The sequence below is a fragment of the Myxococcus stipitatus DSM 14675 genome (assembly GCF_000331735.1).
Lineage (GTDB): Bacteria > Myxococcota > Myxococcia > Myxococcales > Myxococcaceae > Myxococcus > Myxococcus stipitatus.
This window is the reverse complement of the sequence record NC_020126.1, coordinates 8,381,545-8,394,172: the sequence shown is the minus strand read 5'-3', so window position 1 is coordinate 8,394,172 and position 12,628 is coordinate 8,381,545. Positions and strand designations below refer to the sequence as shown.

General features: G+C 70.1%; 11 protein-coding genes. 4 read left to right on the top strand and 7 right to left on the bottom strand.

The window, feature by feature from the left end; translation table 11 throughout:
• Nucleotides 1–39: 39 nt before the first annotated feature.
• Together MYSTI_RS32230 and MYSTI_RS32225 are read right to left on the bottom strand one after the other, a co-directional pair.
• A complete protein-coding gene (locus tag MYSTI_RS32230) occupies nt 40–1,257 on the bottom strand; it encodes a threonine ammonia-lyase (RefSeq protein WP_015352015.1) in 1,218 nt (405 codons plus the stop codon).
• A 127-nt stretch (nt 1,258–1,384) separates the two neighbouring features.
• Nucleotides 1,385–2,614, bottom strand: coding sequence for a Glu/Leu/Phe/Val family dehydrogenase (locus MYSTI_RS32225; RefSeq protein WP_015352014.1), 1,230 nt, complete (start codon nt 2,612–2,614; stop codon nt 1,385–1,387).
• 93 nt (nt 2,615–2,707) lie between these two features.
• Here MYSTI_RS32225 and MYSTI_RS32220 point away from each other — a divergent pair, with 93 nt between their 5' ends.
• The gene (locus MYSTI_RS32220; RefSeq protein WP_015352013.1) at nt 2,708–3,205 is read left to right on the top strand and encodes a helix-turn-helix domain-containing protein; all 498 of its coding nucleotides are present in this window, start codon (nt 2,708–2,710) and stop codon (nt 3,203–3,205) included.
• A gap of 161 nt (nt 3,206–3,366) precedes the next feature.
• On the opposite strand, the gene MYSTI_RS32215 is transcribed toward MYSTI_RS32220, so the two are convergent.
• Nucleotides 3,367–5,775, bottom strand: a complete 2,409-nt coding sequence (locus tag MYSTI_RS32215; RefSeq protein WP_015352012.1) for a DEAD/DEAH box helicase — start codon at nt 5,773–5,775, stop codon at nt 3,367–3,369.
• Between the two features lie 68 nt (nt 5,776–5,843).
• Between MYSTI_RS32215 and MYSTI_RS32210 the strand changes: the two genes are divergently transcribed.
• Nucleotides 5,844–6,956, top strand: coding sequence for a sigma-70 family RNA polymerase sigma factor (locus MYSTI_RS32210; protein ID WP_015352011.1), 1,113 nt, complete (start codon nt 5,844–5,846; stop codon nt 6,954–6,956).
• 76 nt (nt 6,957–7,032) lie between these two features.
• Nucleotides 7,033–7,602, top strand: a complete 570-nt coding sequence (locus MYSTI_RS32205; protein WP_015352010.1) for a hypothetical protein — start codon at nt 7,033–7,035, stop codon at nt 7,600–7,602.
• A gap of 6 nt (nt 7,603–7,608) precedes the next feature.
• Here the strand turns inward: MYSTI_RS32205 and MYSTI_RS32200 are convergent, their stop codons facing one another.
• From MYSTI_RS32200 to MYSTI_RS32185, 4 genes are all read right to left on the bottom strand, one after another.
• Nucleotides 7,609–9,177, bottom strand: coding sequence for a beta-ketoacyl synthase N-terminal-like domain-containing protein (locus tag MYSTI_RS32200; protein WP_015352009.1), 1,569 nt, complete (start codon nt 9,175–9,177; stop codon nt 7,609–7,611).
• Between the two features lie 20 nt (nt 9,178–9,197).
• Nucleotides 9,198–10,646, bottom strand: a complete 1,449-nt coding sequence (locus tag MYSTI_RS32195) for a DUF6250 domain-containing protein (RefSeq protein ID WP_015352008.1) — start codon at nt 10,644–10,646, stop codon at nt 9,198–9,200.
• Between the two features lie 93 nt (nt 10,647–10,739).
• A complete protein-coding gene (locus tag MYSTI_RS32190; protein WP_015352007.1) occupies nt 10,740–11,450 on the bottom strand; it encodes a hypothetical protein in 711 nt (236 codons plus the stop codon).
• 72 nt (nt 11,451–11,522) lie between these two features.
• Nucleotides 11,523–11,786 carry a hypothetical protein gene (locus tag MYSTI_RS32185; protein ID WP_015352006.1) on the bottom strand — a complete coding sequence of 88 codons (264 nt, stop codon included), beginning with the start codon at nt 11,784–11,786 and terminating at the stop codon, nt 11,523–11,525.
• 57 nt (nt 11,787–11,843) lie between these two features.
• On the opposite strand from MYSTI_RS32185, the gene MYSTI_RS32180 reads away from it, so the two are divergent.
• Nucleotides 11,844–12,602, top strand: a complete 759-nt coding sequence (locus MYSTI_RS32180; RefSeq protein WP_015352005.1) for a DUF4159 domain-containing protein — start codon at nt 11,844–11,846, stop codon at nt 12,600–12,602.
• The last annotated feature ends 26 nt before the right edge of the window (nt 12,603–12,628 follow it).

Here is a 12,628-nt window from a genome sequence, read left to right as displayed (position 1 = left end):
GTATGGCCGAGCCCCGCCGCCGCCATGCAAGGCCCCTGGCTACTTGCGAGTCACCTGCCAACCGAGCTCCTCGAGCGCCGTCTCCAACTCGCGGATGTGCGCGGGGCCCGTGGTCTCCAAGGTGACCTCCACCATCGCCTCGCCCAGGCCCGCCTTGGAGAAGGCGCGCTCGTGGTGCAGGTCCACCACGTTGGCCTTCAGCTCGGCGATGCGCGTCGTCAGCCGCGCGAGCATGCCGGGCCGGTCCGGCAGCCGCACCTCCAACTGCACCAGGCGTCCGGCCTTCACCAGACCGCGCTCGATGATGCGGCTGATGACGTTCATGTCGATGTTGCCGCCGCTCAGGACGATGGCGGTGCGCTTGCCCTTCGCGAGCGGCACGTGCCCGTTGAGCACCGCCGCCACGCCCACCGCGCCCGCGCCCTCCACCACGCTCTTCTCCTGCTCCAGCAGCGTGAGGATGGCCGCGGCAATCTCCTCCTCGTCCACCGACACCACCGCGTCCACGTACTTGCGGACCATCTCGAAGGTGAGGGCGCCCACCTTCTTCACGGCGATGCCATCCGCGATGGTGGTGCCCGCGGCGGGCAGCTCCACCCGCATCCCCGCCGCCACGGAGGCCTTCATGCTGTCGATGGTGGACGACTGCACGCCAATCACCCGGATGCCCGGCTTCGACTCCTTCAGCGCGCACGCCATGCCGGAGATGAGCCCGCCACCGCCGATGGGGACGAGCACCACCTCCACGTCCGGCCACTGCTCCAGCAACTCCAGGCCGATGGTGCCCTGGCCCGCGATGACATCCGCGTCGTCGAACGGGTGGACGAAGACGAGCCCTTCGTCCTGCTGGAGGCGCAGCGCTTCGGCGTAGGCCTCGTCGTAGTTGGCGCCCTTGAGCACCACGCGCGCGCCGTAGTCATCCCGCGTGCGCGACACCTTGATGAGCGGCGTGCGCTCCGGCATCACGATGGTGGCCTTCACCCCCAGCCGACGCGCGTGGTACGCGACGCCCTGCGCGTGGTTGCCGGCGGACGCGGCGATGACTCCGCGCTTCTTCTCCTCCGGCGTCAGCGTCAGCAGCTTGTTGAGCGCGCCTCGCTCCTTGAACGCGCCCGTGCGCTGGAGGTTCTCCAGCTTGAAGTACACCGCGGCGCACTCCGTCCGCTCCGTGAAGTAGTCCGACGCGGGGCAGGGCGTGGGCCGGATGGCGTCGCGCAGCCGCTCCCTGGCGGCGTGGATGTCCTGGAGGGTGACCATGGGCGCCGCGTCTATCGGAAGCGCGGGCCGGGCGGAAGGGACAGCCGGCACGAGACGGTGAGTCCCCTCCACTTGCCGCGATGCGGCAGGCTCGCCCGGAGAGAGGCCGGACGTGCGTCCGCGTGCGTCAGATGCCGCGCAGCACGGTGGCCTTGCCCACCCGGCCGATGGCCAGGATGTAGGCCGCCGTCCGCATGGAGACCTTCCGCGAGCGGGCAATCTGCGCCACGCGCTCGTAGGCCTCCTTCATCGTCTTCTCCAGCTCCGCGTTGACGCGGTCCTCTTCCCACGACAGGTGCTGGAGGTTCTGCACCCATTCGAAGTAGCTGACCGTGACGCCGCCGGCGCTGGCGAGCACGTCCGGCACCACGAAGATGCCGCGCTTCTCGAAGATTTCGTCCGCCTCCGGCTGCGTGGCTCCGTTGGCGCCTTCGATGATGAGGCGCGCGCGCACCGTGTTCGCATTGTCGCGGGTGAGCGCGTGGCCGAGCGCCGCGGGGATGAGCACCTCGCAGTCGGCCGCGAGCACCTCCTCGTTGGTGCAGGCGGTGCCGCCCCCGAAGCCCGTCACGGTGCCGGTGCGCTTCACGTGCTCGAAGAGGGACGGGATGTCCAGGCCCTGCGGATTGCGCACGCCGCCCAGCACGTCCGCCACGGCCACGACGACGCCGCCGTCCTCCCACAGGAGCTGCGCGGTGTGGCTGCCCACGTTGCCGAAGCCCTGGATGGCGAAGCGCGTGCCCTTCACCGGCAGGCCCAGGTCGCGGAGGATTTCGCGGCACACGTACTGGAGGCCGCGCCCGGTGGCGGCCTCACGGCCCTTGGAGCCGTAGAGCTCCAGCGGCTTGCCCGTCACCACCGCCGGCGAGTGGCCGTGGTAGCGCGAGTACTGGTCCATGATCCACGCCATCACCTGGGGGTTGGTGTTGACGTCGGGGGCGGGGATGTCGCGCGTGGGGCCGATGACGTCCTGAATCTGGTCGACGAACTTGCGCGTCAGCCGCTCCAGCTCCTTGAGGCTGAGCTGGGACGGGTCGCACGCGATGCCGCCCTTGGCGCCGCCGTAGGGCAGGTTCACGACGGCGGTCTTCCACGTCATCAGCGACGCGAGCGACGCGGACTCGTCCTGGTCCAGCTTCGGGTGGTAGCGCAGGCCGCCCTTCATCGGGCCGCGGCTGTTGTCGTGCTGGATGCGGTAGCCGAGGAACGTGCGAATCTCGCCCGAGTCCATCTCGATGGAGACCTGGACCTTCACCTCGCGCAGGGGCGTGGCGAGCAGCGTCTCGATGGGGGTGCCCACGTCCATGATCCGCGCGGCCTTGCGGAAGTAGTAGTTGGTACCCTCGACGGCGCTCATGTTTCGCAAGGCTCCTGGTTGCGGTGGACCCGGGTGAGCCCGCACCGCGCGCGAGACCTTAACAGATGGGGTGCGCTACCATAGGAAACTGCCATGTCTCCTGGCCCTCCGGATGCTTCGACGGTGAACGGACACCTGCTGGGCCTGGCCCGCAGGATTCGGACCCTGAGGGAGCGCCGAGGTCTCACCCAGGAGGACTTCGCCTCGCGGTGTGGCATCTCGGTCTCCTTCGCGTCCCTCCTGGAGCGTGGTGAGCGCAGCCCCAGCTACGAGACGCTCCTCCAGGTGGCCGGCGCGCTGGAGCTGCCCCTCTGGGAGCTGCTCCGGGTGGACGACGTGGACGATTCGGAGCCCCACCGCCTGGAGGGCTTCGCGCGAGCGAAGAAGCTGTCCCGTCCGGACGTGGACCGGCTGCTGAAGGTGGCGGAGATGATGTTCGCTTCAGGTTCCACGCCCGCGCCGCCCGCAAGGCCCGAGCCCGCCCGGTGTGTCGAGCCCGAATGCCAGCGCGCCGTCCTGGCCCGGGGCCTCTGCACCGCGCACTACCACCAGGCCCGACGCAGGAAGGTCGCGGCGCCGCGAGAGGGCTGAGCGCCCGGTGTGTCGGAGTGTTCGCGGGAGGTCATCCCGCGACGACTCGCCGAGCCGCGGCCCTGGGGACCGCGCTCGAGGCGACGTCGTGCACGCCCGGGAGGCTGCCCGGCGAGGACTCGCCGAGCCATGACCTCCCGGGGACTGCTCACGGGGGACGGCTACTTCTTGCGCGCGCGCTCGACCTTCAGCGTGCGCTCACCGTGCTGCTTTCCGTGGGTGGCCTCGAAGGCGGTGGCGTCCTCGTCCGCGACGAACACGTACGCGTACGTGGGGCGCAAATCCATCCGCACCACCTTGCCGGCCGGAGCCCCCGCGGCCTCGAGCGCGCTGGCGACCCCCGCCTCGTCCAGCCCGTCCTGCTTGCCCAGGCCGACCCACAGGCGCACCTGGCCCGGCTCGTCCGGCAGGGCCTCGTGACGCGGACGACGCTCCTCGCGCTGGCCGCGCGGACGGTGCCGCTCCAGCTTCAGCACCTTCTCGCCCACAGTCTTCCCGTTGAGCGCCTCGAACCCGGGCGCGTCGGCCTCGGACACGTAGGCGTAGCCGTACGTGGGCCGCAGCAGCGCCTTGAGCACCTTGCCCGCGGGAGCACCCGCGGCTTCCAGCGCGGCGGGCAGCTTCGCCTCGTCCATGCCGTCGTCGGAGCCCAGGTTCGTCCACAGCTTCACCTCGCCCGGCCCGGCGTCCGGGGACGGAGGCGGGCGCGTGCCCGGCTCACGCTCGCTGCGCGGCTTGCTCTTCTCCACGCGAAGCGTCTTGGACCCGTGCTGCTTTCCGTTGAGCGTCTCGAACGCGGCGGCGTCCTCCTCCGCGACGAACACGTACGCGAACGTGGGGCGCAGCTCCGCGCGCACCATCTTCCCCAGGGGCGCGCCCGCATCCTCCAGCGCCGTGGCGATGCTGCCCGGCCCCAGGCCATCCGCGGTCCCCAGGTTCACCCACAGCTTCGCCTCTCCCGGACCCGCCTCCAGCGCGGCGGGGCCGCGGCTCGTGTCCCGCTCCCGGCGGGGCTCATCGCGGCGCGGGCGGCGCTCGCGGTCCGGGTGCTCCGGACGCGCCATCGGCTTCTCGCCGCGCTCCCGGCGCTCGCCGCGCTCCCGGCGGTCATCCCCGCGCTCACGCTCCCGGCGACGGCCCTCGGGCTTGCGCTCCGGCGTCGGCTCGCGGCCCTCGGCCTCCTGGGCGGCCTTCGCCTTCTCCATGCGCAGGTGGCTGAAGAAGTACTTCAGCAGGAAGGCGACCAGGTCATCCGCGTTGGGACGCGTCTTGAGCTGCGCGGCCAGGGGCAGGAAGCCCTCGAACACGGAGCTGCCGGCGGCCTCCTGGATCTCGCGCACGTGGCGCTCGGTCCACAGGCGCATGGCCTCTTCGGGCGCCGGCATCTCCTGCTTGTCGAACTTGATGCCGTACTTCTTCTCCAGCGCGGTGTACGTCGCCAGCTCGCGCCCGGAGAAGAGGTTGATGGCCGTGCCCTTGTTGCCGATGCGGCCCGTGCGGCCCACGCGGTGCAGGTACACCGCCGGGTCCTCCGGCAACGAGTAGTTGATGACGTACTCCAGCCCGGAGATGTCGATGCCGCGCGCCGCGATATCCGTGGCCACCATGAAGGCGACCTCGCCGCGCTTCACCTTGGCCATCACCCGCTCGCGCTCCTTCTGCGGCAGGTCTCCGTTGAGCAGCTCCGCGTCGAAGCCGTTGCGGTTGAGCACCGCCGTCACCAGCGCCGTGTCATCCCGCGTGTTGCAGAAGATGATGGCGTTCTGGGGCTCTTCCTTCTCCAGCACGTAGATGAGGTTGCGCGGCTTGGGGAAGGCGTCCGACACGTCGTAGCGCACGTGGTGGATGTGCTCCACCGTGAACACGTCGCCGGAGAGCAGCAGCGTCTCCGCGTTCGTCGTGTAGCGCGCGATGAGGTTCTGGATGTCCGTGGGGACGGTGGCGCTGAACAGCAGCACCTGGCGCGTCTTGGGAAGGCGGTCGAGGATGCGGGTGACTTCCTCGTAGAAGCCCTGGTTGAGCATCTCGTCGGCTTCGTCCAGCACCGCGTGGTCGCACCCATCCAGCTTCAGGTTGCCCCGGTGGATGTGGTCGAACACCCGGCCCGGCGTGCCGACGATGATGGGCGTGCCTTCCTCGAGCGCGTCCTCCTGCTGCTTCATGGAGGCGCCGCCGTAGATGGCCGCCACCTTCACGCCCTTGTACTTCGCGAGCGTGGTCAGCTCCTCCGCCACCTGGAGCGCCAGCTCCCGCGTGGGGCAGAGGATGAGCGCGCGCACGCGCTTGTCGTCAGGAGAAATCTTCTCCAGCAGGGGCAGGCCGAACGCGGCCGTCTTGCCGGTGCCCGTCTTGCTGCGAACAATGAGGTCCTTGCCCTCCATGGCCGGCCGGAACGCGCGCGCCTGGACAGGAGTCGGGTGGGTGTAGCCGCGCTCCGCCAACGCACGGCGCAGGGGCTCGGACAGATTCATGTCGTCGAAGCCGATGTCCGCGATGTATTCGGCGGGACGCGTCGGCGCTTCGTCGGTGGCCGGGCTGCCCGGCGCGGTGGGCTCTTGGATGTCGCTCATCAAGCAGGGGCATAGCTCCTGCATTACCCTCTGGCAACAATCGCGGCACTTTGGGGTATGGAGAGCCGATGGCGAGTGGAGGGAAAAGAACCAAAGGAACGTCTTCCCGGCCCAAGTCGAAGCGGGCGGCGGGGAGCGCGCCTCCCCGTGCGGAAGAGGTTGACGCCCAGTCAGAGGACGCGGGTGCGGAGTCGCAGGTGGACCCGGACGCCCTGGAGCCGGACGAGGCGGAGCTGGTGGAAGTGGAGCCGGAGGAGGACGCCCCCCGGCCGGCGCCCACGAAGGCCCTGGCCCGGGCGGGTGAGTCCGGGCTGAGCAACCGGGACCCCCTCCAGGCCTACATGGCGGAGGTGCAGCGCCACCCCCTGCTGTCGCGCGAGGAGGAGCTGGCGCTGTCGCGTCAGTACCGCGACACCCAGGATGTGCGGACCGCGTACCGGCTGGTGGCCTCCAACCTGCGGCTGGTGGTGAAGCTGGCCCACGAGTACCACCGCAACCCGCTGTCCCTGCTGGACCTGGTCCAGGAGGGCAACATCGGGTTGATGCAGGCGGTGAAGAAGTACGACCCCGAGCGCGGCGTGAAGCTGAGCAGCTACGCGGCCTGGTGGATTCGGGCGTACATCCTTCGCTACATCATGGACAACTGGAAGATGGTGAAGCTGGGGACGACGGAGGCCCAGCGGAAGCTCTTCTTCAAGCTGCGCCAGGAGCAGGAGAAGCTCATCGCCCAGGGCTTCGAGCCCAGCCCCAAGCTGCTCGCGGAGCGCCTCAACGTCACCGAGCAGGACGTGGTGGAGATGGACCAGCGGCTGGGCCACGACGAGGTCTCCATCGACGCGCCGCTGGGCGGGGACGACGAAGGCTCCCGGGCCACCCGCGCGGACCGCTACCTGCCGTCGGGCGCCGTCCCCGCCGATGAGCGGCTGGGGGCCGAGCAGCTCAAGGCCCTCTTCCGGGAGAAGCTGGCGGAGTTCTCCCGGTCGCTGGAGGGCAAGGAGCGCTACATCTTCGAGCACCGCCTCACCGCGGACGAGCCCCTGACGCTCCAGGACATCGGCGACAAGTACGGCGTCAGCCGCGAGCGCGCGCGTCAAATCGAGGCCGCGCTCATCCAGCGCATGCGCGAGTTCATGCGCGAACACATCCCGGACTTCGACCTGGTGGCGACGCCGAAGGCCTGAGCCCAGGGGCACCTTCAGCACGGGCGAGGGGCGCGACTATGCTGCTCCCCTCGCCACTGCTTGCCGGGGGTTGTCCATGGGCCACAGTCGCCGTGTCTGGGGCGTGTGTCTTTCGGGGGTCGCGCTGGTGCTGCTCGCAAGCTGCGCCAGCTCACTGCGGCAGAACTACCTGCGCGACAAGGCCGGGGAGCACGTCTACCGCAAGACGCTGCCGGACATCTGGCCCGGGGTGAAGGAGGAGCTCAAGGCGCGGGGCTACTCCTGGAAGGAGATGCCGGGCCGCTACGTGCTGGAGACGGAGTGGCTCGACTCCGGAGGGGGCACGCTGGGACCCGCGTCGGCCTCACGCTACCTGGTGGAGGGCCTCACCCTGACGCAAGGGGGCACCATCCTCCGGGTGATGCGAGGCAACCGGCTGGTGCAGCAGGTGGGCACCGGCTACGTGACGCAGGAGCTCGCCACGGGGAACTCCACGCGCGCTCAGGAGGAGCAGGCCCAGGCCCGCGTGAGCGCCACCACCAGCGGCGTGCTGCCCACGGAGCAGAGCTACGCCCGGGACCTGGAGCTGGAGCTGCTCTTGCTCCAGCGCCTCGACCCGGAGGCCGCCTCGAGGCTGGCGGCGGACGCGCGGGGCGCCCACCCCTGAGCTAGTTCACTTCTTCCAGGGGCGGGAGATGACACACGCGTTGATGCCGCCCACGCCCATGGACAGCTTGCCCGCGCAGCCGGCCGGCGTGGCCACGGCCTCGTCGAAGACGAAGCGCTCGTGCACACGGGAGATCTGCTGGTTGAGCTCCGTGCGCTTCAGCGGGGTGGGGAACACGCCGCCGCGCTCGTAGCCCAGGTACTGCGCCGTCAGCTCCCAGCCGCCGCCCGCGGACATGCCGTGGCCGAAGGTGCCCTTGCGCGCGGTGATGAGCACCGACTCCGGCATCACGTCGCGCAGGTTCTGCACCTCCAGGTAGTCACCCGGCGTGGCCGTGGCGTGCAAGTCCCAGCTCCCCACGTCGGCGGGGGTACAGCCCGCGGCGGCCAGCGCCTCGCGGATGGCCAGCGTGGGGCCTTCCTTCGACGGGGTGATGATGTGGTCGGCGTCCGCGGTGACACCCACGGACACCGGCTCCATGCCCAGCGGCTTGAAGCCCTTGGACACGAAGTAGTCGTAGTCGCCCATCACCCACACCACGGAGCCTCCCGCGATGTGCGTGCCGCGCAGCGCGGTGAGGGGCTTGGAGATGGCGGCGTCCGCGGAGATGACGCGGGCGTTGTAGAAGCCGCCCACCACCAGCGGGTTGGGCGCCGCGTCCGTCATGCCCATCACCACGGCCTTGGCCTCGCCCAGCTGGATGGCGTTCATCGCCAGCTTGAGCCCGTAGCCGAACGACGAGCACGCGGCGACAGGCGCGAACGTCATGCCGGTGATGCGGCCCAGCATCGAAATCTGCGAGGCGGGCGTGTTGTGGATGTTCCACAGCACGTTGGAGGACACCGCGTTCCACGGCGGCTCCGGCGAGCTCCACTTCTTCTGCAGCCGGGCGTTGCGGGTGCGCTTCTCCTTGATGACGGCCAGCTTGGCGGACTCGACGTCGGCGCCGTCAGGCACGCCGATGGCCTCGATGTCCCGCAGCTCCGTCAGGTACTCGCGCAGCTCCGTGGAGCGGCCCGTCCAGTACGCCCACCAGGCGTCCTCGGCCTCGTCGCGGATGCCCTCGTCGACCGTGGCGGGCTCCGGCGGCAGGCCGGCCACCGCCTCGCGCGTCTCCAGCCACTGGCGCAGCACGGCGTTGCGCTCGGGCGCGGCCCAGAAGCGGTTCCACCGCCGCTGCGCGCGGTACAGGTCCAGGGAGATGGCCTGGATGGTGGGCAGGTCTCCCAGGCCCGTTCCCACGTAGACGTGGGCGCGGGGCCCCAGGGCTTGCAGCTCCTGCTCGATGCCCGGGTTCTGCGCCAGCGACTGGATGAACGCGCCGATGGCGAACTGCGTCGGCTGCCCCATCTTCCGCTCCAGCTGCGAGAAGCGGTTGGCGGGGAAGCGCGCGTCAATCCACGGCTTGTACTCCGCCAGGTTGAAGTCCGGCGTGCCGACCAGGAAGTTGTCGGGCCCGAAGCCGTTGAAGGGAGACAGCCAGCTTTCGGAGGACGCGAGGTTCCTCTCGAACGCCTCAATGTTCCTGGACCGGGGGGCGACGACGCCCCAGCCGAAGATACCAACTCTGCGCACGGTATGACTTTCCTTGGCCGCTAGGGGGCGAGCGGCTCGATCTTCAAATTGTCGAAGTGGACCCGGGTCTGCCAGCCCGAAAAGCCGAAGTACTGATTGCGAGCCCCCTCCAAGGGAGAGGGGTCCTGCAGGGTGAGGAAGGGCTGGCCGTCCAGCTCCCAGGCGAGGGTGGCGCCGCGCCGGGTCAGCTTGAAGTGGTGACGCTTGCCCGGCACCACGGAGGCGCCATCGCGTGCGACGCGGTCCGGCGTGTGCTCGCTGCGGCGGGCGATGACGGACTGCGTGTTCTTCCATCCGCCGAAGATGAAGACATAGCCCGTCGCCGTGTACTGCAGGCGCAGGTCCCCCGCGTAGAAGGAGCGGCCGTCACCCCACGCCTCCACCTTGATGTCGCCCTGGGGGTCGTCCGTCCACGCGTCGAACTCAATCACCGCGTCGCGAGGGAGGGGGCGCTTGAGCCACACGGGGCGGTTGTGGAGCTGCTCCACCACCAGCGCGCCATCCACCAGCCTCGTCGCCGCGGCGTTCGTCACGTTCCACGCGTCGCCCAGCGTGTCGCGGTTGAAGTCGTCCGCGTAGGGCCCCGCCGGAATCACGGCCGCCGCGGGCGCCAGCTTCGCGGGCATCCGGTCCGGCGTGTCCACGCGGAGGTTGTCGTAGAAGATCTGCGACTCGAAGCCGGAGAGCCCCAGGCGGTCATGCCCCTGGCCCTTCAACGGGCGCGGGTCGTCCAGCTCCAGGAACAGCTCACCGTCGATGTACCAACGCAGGAGCGTGGCGCGCCGCTCGATGCGCCAGTGGTACGTGCGGCCCGCCTGCACCGGGGTGCCCTTGGCCTCCACGCGCACGCGGGTGTCGTCCTTGAACACGCTGGCCACGTCGACAGCCTGGGCGGTGTCGCCCTGGGACTCCGCCTTGCGCGCCGCGCGGCGCTTGAGCGCCTCCATCAGGGGCGCGTTCATGTCCAGCCGCGCGATGGCCGACGAGGAGTTGTTCCAGCCGCCCTGCACCAGGACGTAGCCGGAGCTCGGGTCCACGCCGTTGCCGAAGACCTCCACCCGGATGTCGCCCTCGGGGAGCTCCGAGCGCACGTCGAACTCGATGGCCACGTCGTCCGGCAGCGGCGCCTGGAGCCACAGCGGGTTGTTCTTCACCCCGGGCGCCAGCAGCTCGCCACCCAACACCCGCCAGTAGCCTCCCACGGTGAAGAAGTCCCGCTTCACCACGCTGGAGTCGCTGAAGTCCTGGGTGTAGGGGACTGTCGTCGTGGCCTCCGCTTCCGCCCGAAACAAGACATGGTGGATGAGCGGAAACTGGATGAAGAGGATCAACCCGACAAGCACGGCCCAGCCCCGGCGCGACAACCCCTCGGGCTTGACCCACGCGCTGCCCGCGGTGGGTTCCTGCCTGGGGGTGGCCTCCGAGGGGGAGTCCTGCTTCTCCTTCTCCTTGCGCCTGGGCTGGCCCATCAATCCTTCGGGGGTTTTCCGGGGGGAAAGCCGGCGGAATGTACGCGCCACGCCGGGAGACGTAAAGCACGGCGGGCTGTCCCCGGAGGTTGTCTACTTGACCCCCCAACGTTTCTCGAGCGCCCGCTGTTCCGCCTGGCGCTGCTTGAGGCGGTCCTTTTCGCCGCGCTGCTTCTCGGCCTCTTCGGGCGAGGGGCGCATGGCAATCTGGTACACGGCGCCCGCGACGGCGAACAGGCCCGCGGCGACGATGACGCCCCAGGGCTTGCTGGCCAGGGTGGCGACCAGTCCGCCGAACTGATGGAGCGCCGCCAGCGCGCCAATCACCAGCACCCAGCCGCCCACCGCGGAGGCCACCACGGCGCTGACGATGCGGTGGAGCAGCGCGCCCACCAGCCCGCCGATGATGAAGCCCGGCGCGAAGCCCAGGAGGAAGTCCTGGGGGCCGGCGATCTGCCCGGCGACGAGGCCCAGCGGCACGCCCAGGCCGATGAAGGTGATGGCGGGCGGGAACAGGAAGCCCAGCACCATGAGCGCCGCGGCGACGAAGGAGGGCATCCGCGGGTCCAGCTCCGTCAGGCCCAGCTTCGCGGCGACGGCGCTCGTCCACACCAGCCCGAGCAGCGCGCCCAGGGGGCCCGCCAGCGAGCGGAACATGCGAGGCCCACCGCCGACGAGCAGGAGCGCCACGCCGATGACGCAGCAGACGATGCCCGCCCACATGGGCAGGAGCCGGTAGATGCCGACCCATCCCGACGGGTTGAGCTCCTGATAGGCCTTGAGGGCCTGGAGGAGGCCTTCCATGGCTCCAACTCCTTGCATTGCGGCGCGCCAGGGCTGGCCCCGGTGGGGCCTCCAGGGCGCCGACGATGTAGCTTAAGCGTAGCGGGTCCAGGCCAATAACAGCAGCCCGGTGAACACAGCGGCGGCGAGGAGGGCGAAGCCGTAGAGCGCCCGAGGGGTGGAGGAGCGCCGCAGGAGCTCCTCGGCCAGGGCCCGGTCCTCGGGGGAGGGAGTGCCCGCCAGCAGACGCTCGGCGTCGCGCCGTGCCCCGGCGACGTCTCCAGCCTCCTTGCGCGCCCAGGCGGCCCGGACCTCGGGAGAGCCAGGCGGCTCCGGCGTCTGTCCGCCTTTTGCCATGGCTCCGCTCTATACCGGGGAATGCGAGCACCCGTCGACGGTATATAGAAGCGCTCTATGTCCGCGCGGCGTCTGACCCGTCGAAATCTCCTGCTCGGCACCGCCGCGCTCGCCCCACTGCTGTCCCGGCGCGCGTGGGCCTTCGGTGAGAAGAGCCGCTTCATCCCCGCCGTCGCGAAGCACGGAGGACGTTGGGACGGGCGGCTGTCGGGGCTGCGGCGCATCGCGTGGGAGCTGCAGCGGCGCACGTCCGTGGAGGTGGTGCCGGACGCGCGCCCCTTCGCGCTGAGCAGCCCGGACCTCTTCGAGTACCCCTTCCTCTACTTCGGCGGTGACGGCGCCTTCCCCCCGCTGAGCGAGGCGGAGGTGGCCAACCTGCGCCGCTACCTGACGTACGGCGGCTTCATGCTGGCGGACGCCAACGACGGCAGCGACGGGGATGGCTTCGACGCCAGCTTCCGCCGGGAGATGGCGCGGGTGCTGCCGCAGAGCCCGCTGACGGAGGTGGGCTCCGGACACGTGGTGTTCAAGTCCTTCTTCCTCCTGGACGCGGCGCCGGGACGGCTGCTCAACAAGCCGCAGATGCTGGCGGCGAACCTGGGCAAGCGCTCCGCGGTGCTGTACTCGCAGAACGACGTGGCCGGGGCGTGGAGCCGCAATGAGACGGGCGACTTCGAGTTCGACGTGAGCCCTGGCGGGGAGCCGCAGCGCGAGCTGGCGGTGCGCCTGGGCATCAACGTGTGCATGTACGCCCTCTGCTTGGACTACAAGGACGACGCCGTCCACCTGCCGCTCATCCTCAACAAGCGGCGCTGAAGCCACCGGCCGACGCCGGGAGCCTG